At 56.2% G+C, this 19,315-nt stretch carries 13 protein-coding genes and 2 tRNA genes; 4 read left to right on the top strand and 11 right to left on the bottom strand.

All coding sequences use genetic code 11. The annotated features are described in order from the left end of the window. Positions 1-27: 27 nt before the first annotated feature. From TRESADRAFT_RS13430 to ileS, 4 genes are read right to left on the bottom strand one after another with little or no spacing between them, the layout of a single operon-like run. Complete coding sequence (locus tag TRESADRAFT_RS13430; RefSeq protein WP_002706382.1) at positions 28-648, bottom strand: tetratricopeptide repeat protein; 621 nt, start codon at positions 646-648, stop codon at positions 28-30. Beyond that, the gene (locus tag TRESADRAFT_RS13425) at positions 648-1,688 is read right to left on the bottom strand and encodes a uracil phosphoribosyltransferase (RefSeq protein ID WP_002706381.1); all 1,041 of its coding nucleotides are present in this window, start codon (positions 1,686-1,688) and stop codon (positions 648-650) included. Before TRESADRAFT_RS13425 ends, TRESADRAFT_RS13430 begins: the two co-directional genes overlap by 1 nt. 17 nt (positions 1,689-1,705) lie before the next feature. Beyond that, positions 1,706-2,560 (bottom strand): hypothetical protein, encoded by an 855-nt coding sequence (locus tag TRESADRAFT_RS13420; protein ID WP_002706379.1) that lies wholly within the window; start codon positions 2,558-2,560, stop codon positions 1,706-1,708. Beyond that, positions 2,547-5,756: an isoleucine--tRNA ligase gene (ileS, locus tag TRESADRAFT_RS13415; RefSeq protein ID WP_002706377.1), complete on the bottom strand. Its 3,210-nt coding sequence runs from the start codon at positions 5,754-5,756 to the stop codon at positions 2,547-2,549. Before ileS ends, TRESADRAFT_RS13420 begins: the two co-directional genes overlap by 14 nt. Before the next feature lie 187 nt (positions 5,757-5,943). Between ileS and TRESADRAFT_RS13410 the strand changes: the two genes are divergently transcribed. From TRESADRAFT_RS13410 to TRESADRAFT_RS13395, 4 genes are all read left to right on the top strand, one after another. Further along, positions 5,944-6,504, top strand: coding sequence for a hypothetical protein (locus TRESADRAFT_RS13410; protein WP_002706376.1), 561 nt, complete (start codon positions 5,944-5,946; stop codon positions 6,502-6,504). A gap of 84 nt (positions 6,505-6,588) precedes the next feature. After that, positions 6,589-6,661 (top strand) — tRNA-Val (locus TRESADRAFT_RS13405). 4 nt (positions 6,662-6,665) lie between these two features. Continuing rightward, a tRNA-Pro gene (locus TRESADRAFT_RS13400) sits at positions 6,666-6,738 on the top strand. 359 nt (positions 6,739-7,097) lie between these two features. Then, positions 7,098-8,456, top strand: coding sequence for an ATP-grasp domain-containing protein (locus tag TRESADRAFT_RS13395; RefSeq protein WP_002706374.1), 1,359 nt, complete (start codon positions 7,098-7,100; stop codon positions 8,454-8,456). Here TRESADRAFT_RS13395 and TRESADRAFT_RS13390 read toward each other — a convergent pair. The 7 genes from TRESADRAFT_RS13390 to TRESADRAFT_RS13360 form a co-directional block, all read right to left on the bottom strand. Beyond that, the gene (locus TRESADRAFT_RS13390) at positions 8,434-10,821 is read right to left on the bottom strand and encodes an ATP-dependent DNA helicase (protein WP_040843271.1); all 2,388 of its coding nucleotides are present in this window, start codon (positions 10,819-10,821) and stop codon (positions 8,434-8,436) included. The genes TRESADRAFT_RS13395 and TRESADRAFT_RS13390 overlap by 23 nt on opposite strands. Before the next feature lie 74 nt (positions 10,822-10,895). Further along, positions 10,896-12,077, bottom strand: coding sequence for a tetratricopeptide repeat protein (locus TRESADRAFT_RS13385; RefSeq protein WP_338321148.1), 1,182 nt, complete (start codon positions 12,075-12,077; stop codon positions 10,896-10,898). A gap of 233 nt (positions 12,078-12,310) precedes the next feature. Then, entirely contained in the window at positions 12,311-13,435 is a 1,125-nt protein-coding gene (locus tag TRESADRAFT_RS13380; protein WP_002706371.1) for a flagellar filament outer layer protein FlaA, read from the bottom strand. A 92-nt stretch (positions 13,436-13,527) separates the two neighbouring features. Beyond that, positions 13,528-13,983: a GerMN domain-containing protein gene (locus TRESADRAFT_RS13375; RefSeq protein ID WP_002706370.1), complete on the bottom strand. Its 456-nt coding sequence runs from the start codon at positions 13,981-13,983 to the stop codon at positions 13,528-13,530. Between the two features lie 17 nt (positions 13,984-14,000). Then, complete coding sequence (locus TRESADRAFT_RS13370; RefSeq protein ID WP_002706368.1) at positions 14,001-15,044, bottom strand: N-acetylmuramoyl-L-alanine amidase; 1,044 nt, start codon at positions 15,042-15,044, stop codon at positions 14,001-14,003. Between the two features lie 25 nt (positions 15,045-15,069). Further along, a complete protein-coding gene (locus TRESADRAFT_RS13365; RefSeq protein ID WP_002706367.1) occupies positions 15,070-16,692 on the bottom strand; it encodes an ATP-grasp domain-containing protein in 1,623 nt (540 codons plus the stop codon). A 77-nt stretch (positions 16,693-16,769) separates the two neighbouring features. Continuing rightward, entirely contained in the window at positions 16,770-19,307 is a 2,538-nt protein-coding gene (locus TRESADRAFT_RS13360) for a cytidylyltransferase domain-containing protein (RefSeq protein WP_002706366.1), read from the bottom strand. Positions 19,308-19,315 lie beyond the last annotated feature (8 nt).

The following is a 19,315-nucleotide window of genomic DNA, read 5'->3' as shown; positions in this document are numbered from 1 at the left end:
CCGTCCAGCATGACAAAAGAATTCCGCTTATTTCTTGAGCGGCGGAGCAGATTTCTTTACAGAACCGTCCGCGTCGCCGTCGGAAAAATTGTCGGCAAGCTCGGAAAGCTGCTGCGAGAAATCCTTCAGCTTCGAGTTTTCGGGAAAAGTCGCCTTCAGCTTCCTGTACCCGACCTCGGCATCCTCCGCCCTCCCGACAAAAAGAAGGAGCGCCACATAATTTTCGAGGACCTGCTCCTCATAGGGATTTTCCTCGCAGAGCGACTTGAACTGGGAAAGCGCGGAATCGGTATCACCGCGCATCGCCGCAATATAGGCGACGGAAACCTTCAGGTTCAGGTTATCCGGGTCCTGCGAGAGAAGCTCATCGTAGCAGGGAGCCGCCTTCTCCCAGTTCTGCGCCATCGCATATGAGCGCGCCATCTTGTAGAATGATGCGACGCGCAGCGATTCGTCCTTCATTGCGCGCTCGTAGTATTCCGCCGCCTTGGAATAATTCTTCATCCCGAAATACCCCTCGGCGATGGAATAATACTCCGTCGCGATGTTCCTCAGGACGACCTTTCCCTCCCCCGGAACGCCGACTGTCGAGCATCCCTGCATGACGAGAAGAAAAGCCGAAACGAGGAAGATGGACGGAAATTTCATCAGCCGAGAACCGTCTGCTCGATTTTCGTCAGCTGATTGTGGTAGAGCGCCGAGATGTCGGCGCCATAATCGGCGATGAGGCGGATGATATTGCGCGGGTTCGTCTTCTTGTCGCAGCCGTTCAGGCGGTCACCGGCATCGCCAAGACCGGGCATTATGTACGCGGAATTGTTCAGCACGGGGTCGAGCCAGAGCGTGTAGCACGTGCAGTTCGGAAGGGCGCGGCAGACGCGGAGGCTTCCTTTCAGCGCGGATATGACATTGAAGAATTTTATCGATTTCGGCTTCACGCCCTGCGACTGGAGATACTTCACGACGGTGACGAGCGAGCCGCCCGTCGCGTTCATCGGGTCGGCAAAAATCCAGTCCTTGCCGTCAAGCTCCTCGATATTGAAGAACGATTTCTTGAGGTTGAGAACGTACTCCATGTCGTCCTCGTGCTTCGTGTCGTCGCGGTTTATCCTGAAAAGCGCGAACGGCGTGACGTAGTTCGTGCTCGAATACTCCTCGATTTCCTTCGACATGATTATGCTCGGAAGGAGCGCGCCGCGGAGCATGACGCACATCACTGAATTCCCGATTTCATCGTCTATGTTCGGGATTTTGTGGACGGCGTAATTCTGAACGGGGCTTGACACGGGCGTCTTGACGACTATGTGCCCCTTCCTGCTTGACGGGCCGTTCGTATACGCGAGGCGGAACAGCATCTCGTAAGCGCGCTGGCTGTAGTAGACGAATTCCTGATGGCTCGTCTCGACGTCGCGCAATTTTGAAATCACGCGGCTCGCCTCGGCATGGCTTCCCTCGTCGGTGACGAACGAGAAAACCTTGAGGTTCGGGTTCTCGGAGCAGATTCTCTGCATCTCGTGCCCCATCCTGTCGAAACTTTCGATTATCTTCGCCTCGTTTTTCGGCTCGAAATATCCGATTGTCTCGTCATACATTTTCTTGAGGAGATTTATGTCGGCGACATCCTTTTCCGTAAGGTAGCCGTCAAGGTCCTCCGCTTTCAGTATTATTCTCTCATTTTCTGTTTTCATTTTTCCTCCGAATTCTCTTACCTGCATATGCGGGACAAAAGTGCATCCCATCCGAGCCTTACCCCGGAAACGGAGATGTCCTCTCCCAAAACCTCGGCGCGCAGCCCGAATATCCGCATCATCCCGGACACCGCGCGCCGCATCCGCTCGTCGGGCACTTTGAGCGAAAGCGACACGTCGAACGCCTCCGCGCCCTCAACCTGCGACAGAAAGCCCGCCACAGACTCCACCCCGCCGATTTTTATAAACCCGTTTGAAAGGAACGTTTCCATGAACCAGCCGCCATCGGGAATGAAGAACGATATCGCGCCGTCAGACTCGGCAAAATCGACGTGCTCCAAAAGGGAGCCTGAAAGCGCAGAATCGAAACGGGAAAGCTCCGCGGAAAGAGCATCCCCGTCAGAAGCGAGACATGCCAACGACGAAGACGCGAACGACAAGCCGTATCCCGTATCCATGTGGTCGTAGCATTTGTGCGCGCCGACCTCGCGTCGTCTCCATCCGTTCCCCTCTTTCAGGAAAAAGCCCGCGAGCGTTGCGGGGAACGAGCCCGACGCCACGGCGCCGATGGTCGGCGATGCCCCGTCTATCCCGCTGCACGAAATATACACGGCATCGATACGCTCAAGCATCTTCCTCACATCGCCCGGCTTTGTCCCGGACAACGCGAGCGAAGACGCCTTCATGAGAAATGATTTGTTCGGCTCGACCGGAACGGAAAAATATATCTCCGCATCGGGAACGAGCAAATCGCGCGCGGCGACATCAGCAGGAAGCGACGACGACGTGCACGACTGGAACAGCGCGGCAAAACAGAGGACGGCTGCGGCAAGAACCGCGATCCGCCCCCATAATCGCTTACACCCTCGCAACGGCGATGCTCCACTTCTTGTCCTCTGACTCGACGACGCTTCCTGAAAGCGAATCGACCCATTCGGCGGAAACGCTCAGCGTCTCCCCGCAGACAAGCTCGCGGAACATGTCGAACGCGGCACGAAGCTCATCGTCGCCACCGACGCGGAGCGAAATCCTGTCCGTGACGTCGAAACCGCTTTCCTTGCGGAGGCTCTGGATTCCGCGCACGAGGTCGCGCACGTATCCTTCCTTCCGAAGCTCGTCGGTAATCTTCGTCTCAAGCGCGACGGTAAGCGTCCCCTCGTTCGTGACCTTGAGGTCGGCCTTCTCGCGGCGCTCGACGATTACGGTCTCGGAATCGAGCGAAACTTTCTCGCCGTCGACGGAAATCTCCACCGTCCCGCCGTCAACGATTCCAGCAATCTGCTCGGGCGCGAGCTTGGCGATTTCGGCGGCAGCGGCCTTCATCTTGCCGCCGAGGATTTTTCCGAGTACCTTGAAGTTCGCCTTCGCGCCGTACTCGACCAAATCCGCCTCCTTGTCGTGGAACTCGACGCTCTTCACGTTCAGCTCCTCGGCAATCGTCGCCTTCATGTCCTCAAGGACGGCGCGCTCGTCGGCGTTCCTCGTGACGAGCTGGACGGAAAGGAGCGGCTGCCTGTTCTTGAGGTTGAACGTGTTGCGGAGCGAGCGTCCCATCGAGACCGCCTTCTGAACCGTCGCCATGCGGAATTCGAGCGCCTCGTCGCGGAGGCTCTCGTCGTATTTCGGGAAGTCGGCGAGATGGACGGACTCGGCGTCGCCCTCCGTGCGGAGGTTCTGCCACATCTCCTCGGAGATGAACGGGATGAACGGCGCGGCGCAGAGGGAAAACGTCTTGAGCGCGTAGTAGAGAGCCTCGTATGCCTCCGCCTTGTCCGCGTCGTTCTCGCTCTTCCAGAAGCGGCGGCGCGAGCGGCGGATGTACCAGTTGTTTATCTGGTCGATGAAATTCACGAGAGGGTCAATCGCCGAGCTCAAGTCGTAGTCGTCGAGCGCGGAAGTCACGTCCTTGACCATCTTCTGCGCAACGCTGACTATCCACGCGTCGAGCGGGTTCGCCGGCTTCTTTCCGACGAACGCCTTTCCCGTCGCGGTGAACTTGTCGATGTTCGCGTATGTCACGAAGAACGAGTATCCCGACCAGAGCGGGATGAGGATGTTCTTCACGACTTCCTTCACGCCCTCGTCCGAGTAGCGGAGGTCGTCCGCCTTGACGACGGCGGAGTGCGTGAGGAACAGGCGGAGCGCGTCCGCGCCGAACTTGTTGATGACCTCGACAGGGTCGGTATAGTTCCTGAGCGACTTCGACATCTTGCGACCGTCCGAGGCAAGGACGAGACCGTTTACGATGCAGTTCTTGAACGCGGGCTGCCCGAAAAGGTGCGTCGCGAGAATCGTGAGCGTGTAGAACCATCCGCGCGTCTGGTCAAGCCCCTCGCTGATGAAGTCCGCCGGGAAATGCTTCTCGAAATACTCCTTGTTCTCGAACGGATAATGCTGCTGCGCATAGGGCATCGACCCGGACTCGAACCAGCAGTCGAACACCTCGGGGATGCGGCGCATCTTCTTCCCGCACTTGGGGCACGGAATCTCGATTTTGTCCACGAACTGCTTGTGCAAATCCTCGGGGTAGATTCCGGAAAGCTCCTGCAGCTCCTTCCTTGAGCCGACGCAGATGACGTGCTTGCAGTCGGCGTCCTCGCACTTCCATATCGGAATCGGGTTTCCCCAGTAGCGGTTGCGGCTGACCGCCCAGTCGCGGCTTCCGGCAAGCCATTTTCCGAACCTGCCTTCCTTTATGTGCGCGGGCTGCCACTTTATCTTCGAATTCGAATTGAGGAGCGCGTCGTGATGGTCGGCGACGCGGACGAACCACGAGCCGATTCCGCGGTAGATGAGCGGGGAGCCGCATCTCCAGCAGTGCGGATACGAGTGCAGGACCTGCGCCTTCCTGACGAGCTTCCCCTCCTTCTTGAGGCGCTCGATGATGTCCTTGTCGCAGTCCTTCACGAAACGACCGACGTAATCGGGAACTTCCTTGGTGAATTTGCACTCGGCGTCAATAGGCTCGACATTCGGAACGCCCGAACCGCGGAACACCTTGTTGTCCTCCTCGCCGAACGACGGCGCGATGTGGACGATTCCCGTTCCGTCCTCCGTCGAGACGTAATCCGCGTTGAACATGCGGAACGCGCCCGCCGCGCACTTCTCGCCCGAGATTTCCGCGCAGACGGAAGCATCGGCAAGATTCGCGAAATACGGGAAAAGCGGCTCGTACGTCGCGCCCACGAAGTCGCGCCCCTTGCGCCTCCAGACGATTTCGTATCCGTCAGCGTCCTTGTAGTACGCGGAAAGACGCGCCTCCGCGAAGATGTAGAAGTCGCCGGACTCCTTGTCGAGAACTTTCACGTAATCGATTTCCGGCCCCATGCAGAGCCCGAGGTTCGACGGAAGCGTCCACGGCGTCGTCGTCCACGCGAGGAAGTATGCGTTCCCGCCCGAAACGTCGTCGTCAAAAGAGGAAGGAAGAGACTTGATTCGGAAACGGACCGTCACGGTCTGGTCGTTCACGTCCTTGTAGCCTTGGGCAAGCTCATGCGTGGAAAGAACGGTCGCGCAGCGCGGGCAGTACGGGAGGATGTATTTTCCCTCGTAGATAAGCCCCTTGTCCCAGAGCGACTTTGCGACCCACCAGATTGACTCCATGAAGTCCGGGTTCATCGTCTTGTAGTCGTTGTCGAAATCGACCCAACGCCCCATGCGCGTTATCGTCTTGCGCCACTCGCCGACATACTTGAGCACCGACGCGCGGCACTTGTCGTTGAAATTCGCGACGCCGTATTCCTCAATCTCGTGCTTCGAGTTGATTCCCAACTCCTTTTCGATGAGGTTCTCGACGGGAAGGCCGTGGCAGTCCCAGCCGAACCGTCTCTCGACTTTCTTTCCCTTCATCGTCTGGTAGCGCGGGATGATGTCCTTTATCGTTGACGGAATGAAATGCCCGAAATGCGGCAAACCCGTCGCGAACGGAGGACCGTCGAAGAACACGAATTCCTCCGCCTTGTCCCTCTGACGGATTGATTTCTGGAAGATGTCGTTCTCCTGCCAGAACCTCAAGACTTCCTCCTCCTGTTTGGGGAAGTCCGCCTTTGAATCGATTTGCTTGTACAAAATATAGCCTCGCCGTTTGTTATTATAGAAAAATCGAACGATTATCGCACATTTCGGAGACATTTTCCACACGTGAAAAACGTTTGCATATTACGGAATTCGCCCTACAATTACATCACAAACACAAACTCACTGTCCTGATTTCCGGCGTCATCCCGGATTTGAGGACAGAGAAAAGGAAAAAAACATGCCTAACTGGTGCACCAACACGCTGACGTTCCCGACGAGGGAAGAATTCGATTCGTTCATACGGAACTACGGAAAAGGAAGCCGTCGATTTTCGTATCAATGGCTCATCCCAGAGCCAAAGACACAAGAAGAGTGCGAGGAAAAATACGTTCTGCACAACGACGAAGAGCGCGAGGCGGCGCACCTCGGAAAGGATGCGGGGTGGTTCAACTGGTACGAATGGCGGTGGGACCATTGGGGCTGCAAATGGGACGCCATCTGCGACAGAGAGGACGACTTCATCGACGAAGGAACGCTCTCGATTTATTTCAGTTCCCCGTGGTGCGAGCCGTTCAGGGTCTACAAAAAGATGGCGGAGCTTGGCATCGAGTTTTCGTACACGTGGGAAATCGAGGGCGGGAGCCAAGGCTCCGGCGGCGGAAAAAGCGATGACGGCACGCTGCTCTGCTACGAAAACGCCCTGCCCGAAGACGAGGTCATCCCCGAAGAAATTTCACCCGCAAATGACGGCAACAGCACGAACAAAAACGTCGATTTTCCGGGCGGCATTCCATTCTGAAGCGCATTTCGCAAATCGAGGAAAACGAACGCGCGCCGCAGTTGACCTTCATCCGAAGTTTCTGATATGATACTCGAACATTTCGGACGGTTAGCTCAGTTGGTAGAGCCCCTGGTTTACACCCAGGTTGTCGGGAGTTCGAGTCTCTCACCGTCCAACATCGGGATGTAGCGCAGTTGGTAGCGCGCTTGGTTTGGGACCAAGATGTCGCAGGTTCGAATCCTGTCATCCCGACAAGCCGTTTTTTTTGCAGAAAAGGCGAATAATCGATTATTATTTTGGAGGCTAGTCATGGCTGGAGCCAGTAAAAACTCTCGTACGACAGTTGCTACACAAAAATTCATCTGCCCGGATTGCGGTGGTGAAATCAACATGAAGACTCTCTATGAAAACGGAAGACTCAGGAACATCGCTGAGTGCTCAAAGTGCAAGAGAACAGAGCGCCGTCCGAAAGATTTCAAATGATTTCGGACTGAGATGAATCTTCACAACGGAATCCCCTCGGCTGGTTGAGTGCACTCCTCCGCCGGGGGGATTCCGTTTTTTTAAATAGCACTGCCCTAGAAAAGGCGCCATGACAGGAAAAACGGGAAATGGACTCCACCGACAGAAAGAAAATCGTATTCTTCAGCACAAACTCAAACCATTTTGACGGGACAAAAATTTCGACGAAGGTTCGCCCGACATGCGCGGAGCAGCTCAAGATGCTTGCCGACGCGCATCCGGACACAGCGTTCTCGATAGTGACGCAGAAACCCGGCACGTTCCTGCTCGACATGGACGGGAACGACATCAAAAGCTCGGACGAAAGAATACGATGCACCATCGTCCCCGACAGCGCGTCGTCGCCGGAGGAATTCGCGCAAGCGGTCATGGCGGAGAAGCCCGACATCGCAATCGCCGCGACATTCTGGGTCGATCCGTTCGACTGGCTCACCGTCAAGGACGGGCTTGTGGCAGAAATCCTCAGGAGGAACGGAATCAGGGCAATCGCGCATTCGAGCGACACGGGAATCGAGATGTTCGACAAATTCAGGACGCACATGGCACTCAAAAGCCTCGGCATGAACGTCGCGGAGGCCGTCTACGTCCACCACTGGCTTTTCGTGTGCGCGGGAACGAAGGGGCGCGTGCGCGAGAACGTCTACGCCGAATACGTCCTCGAAAAAATACGCTCGCTGCGCTACCCCGTCGTGATAAAGGACACCGTCGGGCTGAGCTCATACGGGATGCAGGTCGTCGGCACGTTCGACGAGGCAAAAAGCTTCCTATTGTCGCGGCGGAATTCGTCCGACAGGATTGTCGAGGAGCTGATTCCCGGCGAGCAGTTCGGGACGGAAATACACGGCTCTGACGGAAAATACAAAATCTACCCGCCGCTCATGTTCTCCGTGAACCAATACGGAATCACGAGCCCCAAGCAGAGCGTGAAGGCGGGCCCAGTCACGGGCGGAAAATACCGGATTGCGGAGCTGGAGTCATCCCTCATGACGATGGCGCAGAAGCTGAACCTGTCTGGAATAGCGCAGGTCGACCTCGTCTTCTCGGACGGAAAGTGGTTCGTAATCGAGGTGAACCCGAGGATTTCCGGCATGACGACGACATACGCCGTAGCGGAAGGAAAGACGATTCCAGAGCTTCTTCTCGAAACGGAAAACCCTGACGCAAAACCGATGCTGAAACCCGTGATGAATTTCAAGGCGCCGATTCTCAGCGAGGACGAGATGGAGCAGCTTCTTTCCCTGAAGCAGGTAAAGCTAGTGAACCAGATTGAAAACTACGCCGCGACGCAGAAGCGGGAGGTCGGCTACGCGGAAATAATACTGTCCGCGGACGACCTCATGGACGCCCTCGACGAGATAAGGGAGAAATTTCCCCATATAGTCGAGGAAAATTTCTACCGAAGCGCCGCCGCCATAACGGAAAAAATCAGACGAGATACGGCTTTATAGAGCCGACAAGAGAATGGAGCGGCTCGTAGACGCGTTTCGTCCGAGGAATGCTCGAAAGAAACAGCGAGCCGTATCTTTTCTCGATTATGCGCCTGTCGAGGACGACGACCGCCCCCCTGTCGTCGCATCGTCTGACAAGCCGCCCGAATCCCTGACGGAATTTTATCACCGCATCCGGAACGCTCAGCTCCATGAACGAGTTCCCCCCCGCATTCTGAATCAGCTCCGCGCGCGCAGAAAAAACGGGATCGCTCGGTACGCCGAACGGAAGCTTCACGATAACGACCTGCGAAAGGGAATCCCCCGGAACGTCGACGCCCTCCCAAAACGAATCCGTAGCGAAAAGAACGCTGGACGTCTCCGTCCTGAACCGCGTCATCAGCCTGAACCTGTCGTCGTCGCCCTGCCTCAGTATCGTGATTCCCGCATCGGCAATCTCCTCATGGACGGCATTGTATGTACGCCGGAGCATATCGTACGAAGTGAAAAGCACGAGGGTGCGCCCGAGCGCGCATTTGATAAGGCTCGCGACAGCGGAATCGACAAATGACTGGAATTCCTCGGTCCTGTCCGGGAACGGCGCGTCGGACGGAACGGCGAAAACCATATTGCGCTCATACGGAAACGGAGACGGAAACACTCCGCGGCTGACGCGAGACGGCTCGAGGAGACCGACGCCGCAGCGCTTCTCCCAATAATCGAACCGACCTTCGATGCCGAGCGTCGCCGACGTGCAGACGACAGTCCCGAGCGGAGAGAAAACGCCGTTCTCCATCAACGGCGCTATATCGAGAGGCGTCTGCATGAACTGGAAGTAGATGTCCTTCCCGTCACCGCCCGCAAACGAAGGCGGAAGCCTGAGCCGCTGAATCCAGAAAACCGACTCGGGATGGCTCCGCCATTCCGAAAAATTCCCGCAGACCGCGACAATAGCCTCAAGGCGGCGAACGACCGTCTGCGCCTCCCATACGGCAGATTCGTTCCTGTCGTCATCAGGAATTCCGTCGACGACATTCCTCAAACTCGCGATGATATTCACGAGAGAGACGCGCAGCGCCCCGACAAGGGAGACGACCGGCGCGAACCGCGGCTCGTTGTCCCCGCGGACGCGTACAGCCCCCTCGCCCGAAAGGAACGCATCGGCCCCCTCCTCGAGCGCAAAAACGGCGTTCTTTGCCGCCTCGATTTCAGCCTCAATCTCCGCGGAAGCATCCTCCGACTCGGAAAGCGCGCAAAGAGAATAAAGGAGACCTGTCGCCCCGGCTTTCCGCCTTTTGAAAAGTATATTCAGTTGTTTTATAAGCTTGAACCGGCTGAAACTTTCGCTGAAAAAGCTCGTCGCCGCACCCTCAATCCCGTGCGCCTCGTCAAGGACAAGCCGCTTGTACGGAGGAAGGACGGCAGGAACATCGAACCCTGTACCGTCCCTCCGCGACGCGATATCGGCAAAAAGCAGATGGTGGTTCACGACGAGGATTCCCGCGTCGCTTGCATCCCGCTTCATCTTCATCACGAAGCATTTCGAATAGAACCGGCACCTCATTCCCATGCACGCATCCGACTCGGAATTGACCCTTTGCCAAAGCCCCTCGGGCGGTTGGAACGGCAAATCGCTCCGGCTTCCGCTCTTCGTGACCTTCGACCATCTCATTATGCCCTCAAAAGCTTCCTCGTCATCGGAAAACAGTCCCCTGTCGTCGGCAACGTCGGAAAGCCGCCTGAGGCAAATGTAGTTCTGCCGCCCCTTTACGAGGACGGCCTTCACGCTGCACCCGACTATTTTCTCGGCGAGCGGAATGTCCTTTTCTATGAGCTGCTGCTGAAGGTTTATGGTGCCCGTCGAAATAACGACGCGCTCGCCATTTCTGTGCGCCCAAAGCATCGCCGGAACGAGATACGCAAAAGATTTTCCGACTCCGGTTCCCGCCTCAAAAACGCCTATGGAATCCTCGTTGAATGCCGAAGCAATTTTCATCACGAGCTGTATCTGCCCGGCACGCTCCTCGTAGGAATCGTACATTTTTGAGAGCGGACCGCCGTCCGAAAGGAAAAAAGCAGCCTCGTTCCCGTCGATTTTCTCCGCCGATTTTCTGGCACGAGGAGAGACCACCACGTTGACATCGCTGAATTTTTCGTCCGTGACGATGAAGCCCCTGCCTGATTCCACGCATTCGGACGAGACGGACAAATCATCCTCTGACGGCACGGCACGCGAACGGTGGACTGAAACGACAAAATCGCCGGCATCACATACGCCGCCAAGAAGCTCCCCTACGGAAACGACTATTCCGCATGAATCCGCATTCCCCGAAAAATACACCACATCCCAATTGCCCGACGGAAGCGATTTTGCAATATCAGCCATCGCCTCCGCGGATAAAACGCTGCCGGCATTTTCCGCCGGGTCAATCCCGCCGCTCATTGAAAGACACGCCCCGCTCACATTTTCATTCCGAATTTCTCTACAAGCTTGTCGTTCAGCGCCCGACACCCAGCATCGTCAAGCCCGAGCGCCTGCGCGGCATTCAAATCCGCCAGCGATTTGTCATACTCGCCAAGCTCAAAATACGCGATCGCCCGACGGAAATGGGCATGGGACTGATACTCATTTATTTTTATCGACGCCGAAAATGATTCGACGGCATCCTTATGATTTCCCATTATGCTCTGGACGATTCCGATGTAGTAAAAAGCCCGGAACCCGTTGCTGTCATTCTCCACGCTCGAACGGAAATCGCTCAGCGCGGCATTGTAGTTGTTCTGGGCAAAATGCGCCATTCCGCGATGCTTGAATATTACAGCCAAAACGGGAGGCGCAGGAATAGGGTCCGAACTGAGAATGTCGCTGTATATTTTTATCGCCTTGTCGAGCTCACCGTGATTATGCGCATGAATTGCCTCAAGAAGCATATCATCGATAGTTCCCCGGACATACGGCGTAACCCTGTTGATCGATTTCGTCTCGGGAATGCTCTTCTGCAAAGCAACCGCATCGAACGTCACCTCATCAGCCTTTTCATAAAACGCGGAGCGGCGCGCATCAACTTCCCCCTGCAGTTTCTTCTGATAATCGCGTATTTCCTGGAATATTATATCCGCAAGGCTCAGGCTGGCATTCATCGAGGCCAGCTTTCTCTTCAGTGGCAAATCGAACGGCGTGAATTCAGTCTTATAGACAAGCTCATGCTCGACTTCCGCCCACGCATCCTGCAATATAGTCCGAATCTGAATCTCGCAAACGATGTTGTCCGGCAACGGGAGCGTCTTTTTTTCAGGCATGCAGTCATCGGGAATCGCGACAAGCACATGAACGGACTCATATCCGAATTCCCTGAAGTTCTGCTCGGCACCCTTATGCTCAATCTCCCTTACGTCAAAATTATCGCAAACCTGACGGATTACTTCCCCCAAATCCTCAAGAAACGCGCAGATGACCCTTATCCCCATCATGTCGGTCAACGGAACGAAATTCGTCTTCTCGGCCTCGGACGCTTTCAGGCGAAGGACTTTCCGGTAATAACTGCCGAACGATTTCACGCGTGATTTATAGGTCGGCATCGAAGCCAATTTTATTGTCTTCCTGAGTTTGCTCTCTATCTTTTCCAGAATTTCCGACAACACCGGATTGTAGGACTCATAAGTGAATTTTATATCATTTTTATTGGGCAAAGAAGTGATTCGTGCTTCCATTTCATTTCCTTGTTTGATAATTGTGCATTTTCAACATAAGCAAAAACGCCATAAATAATGGTAGCACTGTATTTTGTGAAAATCAATTTTACGAGAAAAAAAATGGGCTCCACACAAAACTGCATGGAACCCATTTTCAGTTCAATCGATTAAAACATCAGAACTTATTTCGCATCAGCTTCCGTTGCTCCGCCGTTTGACTGAGCATTTGAATCAGAACCCTCAACGAGGCTTGATGAGAACGCATCCTCAGTAGCCATCTTAGACCTCTCGATGTAGCGAGAAACCTGCTTGTTGCCGAAGCGTGTCATCTCAGCATTCTGGCGAGCCTTCTCCTTGCGGGTAACGATACCCCAAAGATCCTCGTCAGCGATGTCGCGCTCTGTCGTGAGCTCAGCTTTGTCGTAGATGATTTTGACATCTTTGAAGTAACCGATGAAGTCATCACCAGCGTGGAGAGCATCGCGAGCAACCTGGAATCCCTCGAACTTCACGAACGGAAGTCCGCGCGGATAAATCGGGAACACGCGAATCTCGCGAGTGCGAACCTCTGAGATGTAGTCAGGGTTGTTCCAAGTAAGAGTCTTCCAACCATCGAACTCAAGGTTGCCCATGAGATAGCGGCGATGATTTCCATCAGTATCTCCAAGGAGAACATAGAGTTTGTGCGGGAAGTTCATACCCATCGTCGTAACGGCGATAGATTTGATTGTTCCGACGTTCTTGACGACACCGTAAGCGGGTGTATCATCAGAATCAGCCTCGAAGAGCGTGCGGCCAGAAGCCTTCTCCTCGTCAGTCTGCGGCTGGCGAGCACCTGTGTCGTCAGCTGTAGAGAGGGGCTCGTAAGCCGGGATATCGAACGGCGGTTTGATAACCGCGTTTGCATTCGCCGCAACAGCCGGGAAAAGGACGCGAACGCCCATAACCTTCTGGCCAGCGAACGGAACCTTCGCATTCTCGCGAACAGGAGCAGCCTTGACCTGAGAAAGAGCCAAGCTGTTGACGTTGCGAGCAGAACTGTTGAGCTCAATCTCCCACTCTTCCACGTAGAGAGAGGTCTTCATAAGATCCCTCTGCGCCTGATCATAAGTTGCACCAGCGGCAATGCTGTAATCCATTACAGTGCGCTTGTTCTCATTCGGCTTGTCTCCCTGGTCGTTCTCAGACATCTTGACAGTGATGTCAGCATCCAACAAAGAGAAGTCAATAAGAGTTGACTCTTTAGCGAAAGAATTTGCTCCAACGAGCATCATCGCTGCTGCTGATAAAACTAAAGTTTTCTTCATTCGAAGCTCCTTTAAATTCGATTGATGTAGCCTTGTGCTTTTAAGTATCTAATAAGACAATTGTTTTGTCAACTTTTTTTCTGAAAAAAGTGCTATTCATTAACAACCCTGCCATCGATAAATAACACAATATTTTCTATATTTTTAAAGTTTTTCCGTATGTTTTCCTCGAAAAGAGAGATGCCGCCCTGTATGTCGACGGCGTCGGACAGCTCAAAAAGGGCATCGCGGGAAATATCGACATACAAATCGTTGCCGCCCATGAAGCAGAATTCAACATGGGTGCCCCTCGAAAAAAGCGGGCGGAGACGCGGAGTCTGCGGTCCGAGGACAAGCTCCTCGACGAACATGGCAATCACGCCCTGCGAAGGCTCCTTGGGGAGGCGGCGCTTTTCCTTCCTGATGATTTCCTTCTTGTCGCCGACACCGATTTCGGGGAAAAGCATCGTATATTCGGAACCGCCGGAGCAGCCCGACAAGGCAAGCGCGAGCGATGCGGCAAAAAACGCGCCTGCTATTTTCCTGACATCAAGCATTTTCAACACCATAACAAAGAATATCGCGCTCAATTCATCTCGGTAAAACCGTGGGAACGCTCGAAATGAGTGACGAACGCGCTGAGCCCATTATATATGCCCAGGGAAAGCTTCTTCAAGTAATCATCGTCCAGAAGCTTCCTCGCCTCGTCCTCGTTCGACACGAACCCGAGCTCTATGAGAACGGCCGGCATGTTCGAATTCCTGACGACGTACCATTCCTCGGATTTTATGCCGCGCAGGTTCGCCTCCGTCCCGACCTGAGCCTGGATTCCATCTATTATGAGCTTCGATATAATCATGCTCTCCATCGTGAATTCCTCTTCCATCATCGCGTTCACGATATTGTAGAGCGCGCTGTCGGACTCCGCGCCCTTCTCAAGGACGGTGCGCCGGTACGCGGGATCGAGATACCATACCTCATACCCGCTGGCGCGCTTGTCCGGGCTCGAATTCGAATGGACGGAGACGAATATCGCCGCCTCGTTCTCGCTGAGCTTTATCGAATTCGCGATTTCGGTACGCTTGTCGAGCGGAAGGTCGATGTCTTTCCGGCGCGTCAGGAGAATCTGCTTGTCGGGATAGGCAGCCTTCAGCTTCTCGTAAAGGAGCAGGCTTGCGCGTAGATTCACGTCCTTCTCAAGAATCTGGATTTTTCCGCTTCCGGACTTGTGGGTCGCCATCGCGCCGGGGTCTTTTCCGCCGTGCCCCGGGTCAATCAGAATCGCCTTGACGCGGAACGAATTTTCCCCGTACGCAGAATCCCGCAGGAACCGGCTCACGCTGTCGATAAAGCGCTGGGAGACGTAGAGAACACCGTCGCGAATCTCGGGGGCATCGGAAAGCTCCATTTTCCTGCAATCCTGAAGGACGAACGGGTCGTCCGCGCGGAACGAGACGCGATGCCCCGCCCGCTCGATAATCCCGCTCGCGGAAAGGGAATCCCACTGCACGGAGAACCCGAGCTTCTGCGATTCGGAAAGCAAATTTATCGAGCTGACGTTGGACGCGTTCGAAGCGACCGCGAACGCATTTGCGAGGAGCGCAACAAAAAAAGAAAAAAACCTCCTCATTCCCGAACCTCCATGAAAGGCGCCCTCATTTCCGGCAGTCCGCAAAATAGAGCGCGCCCTGGATACCGCCCCGGAGGACTGCGTTCCAGAACCCTGCCCCGTCAAGCTCCGGATGGTTCGGGCACAGCCTGTCGAATTTCTCGAGCGTGAAGGAAAGCGTGCAGTGGTTCCAGTCGCGGAGGGAACCGGCAAGCGCCTCAAGCGGCTCGGGAAGAAGCGGGCGGACGGGCTTTCCCGCGGGAATCGTCCGCGAATAAGCGAACGACTTCCGCACGTCCTCCGCCGGCTGCGGAAGGGTGAACGCGGGGACGGGGAATCCGGCCTCGTCCTTCTCGCACCCGCCGGAAAGGAATTTGTCCGTCGCCTCGTTGCGGGGCTCGAGCCGGAGCGTTATCGACGACACCGCATCCTCCGCGGAACGGTAAGCCGTCCTCCTGTCCAGCGCGACTGCTATTATGTTCCCGCATTTCTCGACGTTGTTCCTCGGGAAATCGACCCTGTCGCCGCTTTTCACGCGCGGAAGGACATCCTTGACGCCGTAAATTCCGGAAGCGTCGTCAAGCCCGCACACCTCGCGGACAACGCCCGGAATCGAAACCCAGGCGCGCTCCGCGCTCACGAGGCTGCTCCTTATCTCGAAAAGCTCGAACGGCTGCTCCATATCTTTTACGGAATCGTGCGGTTCCCACGGAAGGCTCTTCCTGTTCGCCAGGACGTAATCGGGCTTGAGCCCCGCCGCGATTTTCATCGCCTCCTCGGTCAGGTTCATGCCGCTCGAGTACGGGAACGTCCAGCCGCTCATGTACCCGCCCGAAAGGCGCGCCGCAATCTCTCCTATCATCGGGCCGTCCTTCGTGTACTTGATGTCCGCCTTCGCGACGCCGCACGTAAGGCCGAGCGCCTTTATGCCGAGCGCAAAAGTCGCTATAAGCTCGTTCTTTATGCGGGAATCGACCTCCGACGGGAGGGAATGCCCCATCTCGATGAAATACGGCGGATAGAATATGTGCCTGTCCGCAAAACCCGTTATCGTAAGCGTGCCGTTGTACACGATGGAATCTATGGAGAATTCGGCGCCGTCCATGTAATCCTCAAAAATGGCCCTCGAAGTGCGCGAATTTCTCACGGACTCCTCGACGGCGGGAAGGAATTCCTCCGCGCTCCTCACCAGACGGCAGCCGCGGCCGCCCATGTTGTCGCACGGCTTGACGACTTTCGGGAAGCGGACGGCACCCGAAACGACTTCCTTCTCAAGCTCTCCAATCTGCGAGCGGACGACCTCCCGGAACGACGGGCACGGAACGCGCGCTCGCTCGAAGCATCCGCGCATGCGGACTTTGTCGCTCGCGTTGAGGCATGACTGGAAGCTGTGCGACGGAAGCCCCATATTCTCCGCGACATAGGCGACGGACGCCGAAAAATCGGTACCCGCGGTGAAGACGCCCGCGAGGTCGGAGCCAATCGTGCGGGCAAGCTCCAGAAGCGCAGCCCTGTCCTTGAGGTCGACGTGGACGAATTCATCCGCGAGAGGTACGCAGACCGCCGAAGGATTCCCGTCGACGACGACAGACGACAGCCCGAGGCTTTTTGCCGCGAGGATTGCGGGCTTCTGCATAAGGCCCGCGCCGAGTATAAGTATTTTCTTCATTTAAATTCTCCGTTATGCGGGCATACGAATCCCGCTGTCCAAGAAATCGCTCCCTGTTTCCCGGGAGAGCAAAAACGTCAGATGTCCTTCTCCTTCACGCAGTAGACTTCGAACGTGTCCCCGAGCGAGAGAAGGTGGCTCATAAGCCCGTAAAACTTCCATTTCAGCCCGCGCCTCACGCCGGAGCGGAACGACGGGAACCGCTCGGGATGATGCCCCGTCGACGATGTTTTCACGAGCCGAAAGCCGTATCGCTTGAGGATTGACGCCGCGCGCGACGGCTCCCACAAAGTGTAGTGGTCGGCGGGGGAATTGTCGAAGAACCCCTGCGTGTTGAACCGCCCCGAAACGCCCGATGCGGAGGGCGTCGAGAACGCGAACACGCCGCCCACCTTGAGAATTTTCGAAACAGCGCGGAGGACAGTATCGAGATTCTGGAAATGCTCGATGACATACCACATAGTCACGGAATCGAACTGCTTGACCCCGAAAGCGGCGACGGGATCGAACGCGGGGAAGCGGGACACGACAGCCGGATAATGGAGCGTGTTCTGAACGTAATCGACAGCCTCCTTCGACGCGTCCGTCCCGAAAACCTGCCAGCCCGAATCGTCCGCGGCGTCCAGGTACGGCCCGAACGCGCATCCGATGTCGAGGACAGTGGGCGTCACAATCTTCCGGTGCGATTTCCGGTAAATCATGTCGACGAACGTCGTCCGCCTCACGCACTGCGACTTTATCTGCGAGAAATCGTCGAGGTACGTCTTCCCGTACTGGTTCTTGTAGCTTTCGAAGAAATAGGTCTCGTCGTACTTCGTGTCCTCGGAATCGAACGTCCACGACATGTAGAGCATCCCGCAGTTGTGGCACCGCCTGAACGTGTGGCGCGAAGTCCGCGCGATGACGGGGTCGTCGTAAACGCCGTGATGCGACTGGCAAACCGGGCACGGGAAACGCCTTCCCTTCGACAGGCTCGACACGAAAGAGCCGAGGTCCTTGCACGCAGGATTCGCCTTCGACGAGTCGCTCTCTCCGTCGTAAAGAGGAGACGACGGATAGAGCGAGGCAATGTCCGAAAGCGCGTCCTCCGCCCCGGCCGCGGAGAGCATGTAGGCGGGAAGGCAGCGGAATTTGTATTTCTCGGCGAGCTTTATGTGGAGGGACGACGTTCCGAGAAGGACGACGCCGCATCCCGCGGCAAGCGCCTCGAAAGCCGTGAACCCGTAATGGGAGACGACCAAATCGTAGGCGGAAAGCTTCTCGCGGAGATTATGGACGGGCTTTATGAATTCTATCAGGCCGCGGATTTTCTCGGGGACGCGCCCGGAAGCCTCCTCGGGATTCTGGACGATTGCCGTGACGAGCCGCTCCCCGAACCGCTTCTGGTCGAGCGAGGCGAACGCAATCGCCGCGGGAACGACGAGGTCGGCAGGATCCTCCCCGCCGACAGTGACGAGAATCTTCTTTATGTCCGCTATCTTCGCGGGACGCGGCGCGCTCCTCCTGTTGTGCGGGAGCGTCACGAAAAGCGGGTCGCTCACGTTCGCCGGACGGGAAATACCGTACGACGGGATTATGTCGAGGAGGAAGTCGCAGAAATCGGTGTTCGACGACCCTTCGTCAACGGCGACGACCGGCGCGATTTCCGCAAGCCTGCGCGCGAATTCCCGCTCAATCGAGAACGCGTCCGTAAGGATGAGCGAGTATCCGCCCGCATCGGGAAGATGGCGCACAATCTGCCACTCGCAGAACCCGTCGCCCTCCGCCTCGGACAAAAGCTCGTCGATTTCCTCAAGCCCCGCGTCGTTGGGAATGTAGACGTCGGCGCATATCGACACGGCAACGGAAAGGCAGCGGCGGAGATGCCCCGTACCGTTGCCGCGGGAAACGCACGGGACGCAGAGAACCGGCGACGTGACGGAACGGTCGGAGAAAGCCTCAACAATCTGCGCGCACGAATACGGCTCCTCGACGCGGGACGTTCCCCCGGAAATCTTCCTGACGGCGGCAAGGGCGCGCCTGTAATCCGGCTGCGTGTCGATTGTCGTCCTGAGAGACGGGAAATTCCATTCCGCGGGGGCGGGAAGCATCACGCTCACGAATTTGTCGGGGTGGTTATAGAGCGCGGGGCCGACGTGCTCGTGGTCGTACGGCTCCGAAGTCCCGAGCCGCGCCTCAAGGAGCGCCTTCGCCCCGAACATCTCGACGCCGCTTCCGTGGGGAAGCCCCGTCCACGTTATGTAATCGACCTTTCCCGTCTCGTTCCGCCTCCAGAACTGCTCGACGAGGGCGGACGCCGCCTCGTGGAAGAGGAACGGGTTGTCGCACGTCGCGCGAATGACGGCATCGGCGCCCGTCTCCTCTATCAGCAGGCAGTACCTTTCGAGGACGTCCTCAAGCGGGCCGACGAAAACCTCGAAGCCGTTCCGCCTGCATATCGGGCGGAGCTCGTCCGCGGACTCGGCATCTGTCGCAACGAAATACGCGTCCGCGGGAACTTTCCTCATGGAGGCAAGGCTCCAGTCAAGGACTGTCTTTCCGCCGAGCGGTAGGAGGGCTTTTCTCGGAAGCCTCGTCGATGAAAGCCGGCACTGCGCCGCAAGTATTGTCTTCATATCAAAAT

Origin of the sequence: Treponema saccharophilum DSM 2985 (genome assembly GCF_000255555.1) — a bacterium.
GTDB lineage: Bacteria > Spirochaetota > Spirochaetia > Treponematales > Treponemataceae > Treponema_D > Treponema_D saccharophilum.
The sequence above is the reverse complement of the archived record's forward strand: the minus strand, read 5'-3'. Positions and strand labels throughout refer to the sequence as shown.

Coding starts and splice junctions, on each gene's coding strand:
- TRESADRAFT_RS13430 (WP_002706382.1), bottom strand. CDS start 648: ATGAAATTTCCGTCCATCTTCCTCGTTTCGGCTTTTCTTCTCGTCATG.
- TRESADRAFT_RS13425 (WP_002706381.1), bottom strand. CDS start 1,688: ATGAAAACAGAAAATGAGAGAATAATACTGAAAGCGGAGGACCTTGAC.
- TRESADRAFT_RS13410 (WP_002706376.1), top strand. CDS start 5,944: ATGCCTAACTGGTGCACCAACACGCTGACGTTCCCGACGAGGGAAGAA.
- TRESADRAFT_RS13395 (WP_002706374.1), top strand. CDS start 7,098: ATGGACTCCACCGACAGAAAGAAAATCGTATTCTTCAGCACAAACTCA.
- TRESADRAFT_RS13390 (WP_040843271.1), bottom strand. CDS start 10,821: ATGGCTGATATTGCAAAATCGCTTCCGTCGGGCAATTGGGATGTGGTG.
- TRESADRAFT_RS13380 (WP_002706371.1), bottom strand. CDS start 13,435: ATGAAGAAAACTTTAGTTTTATCAGCAGCAGCGATGATGCTCGTTGGA.
- TRESADRAFT_RS13375 (WP_002706370.1), bottom strand. CDS start 13,983: ATGGTGTTGAAAATGCTTGATGTCAGGAAAATAGCAGGCGCGTTTTTT.
- TRESADRAFT_RS13370 (WP_002706368.1), bottom strand. CDS start 15,044: ATGAGGAGGTTTTTTTCTTTTTTTGTTGCGCTCCTCGCAAATGCGTTC.
- TRESADRAFT_RS13365 (WP_002706367.1), bottom strand. CDS start 16,692: ATGAAGAAAATACTTATACTCGGCGCGGGCCTTATGCAGAAGCCCGCA.
- TRESADRAFT_RS13360 (WP_002706366.1), bottom strand. CDS start 19,307: ATGAAGACAATACTTGCGGCGCAGTGCCGGCTTTCATCGACGAGGCTT.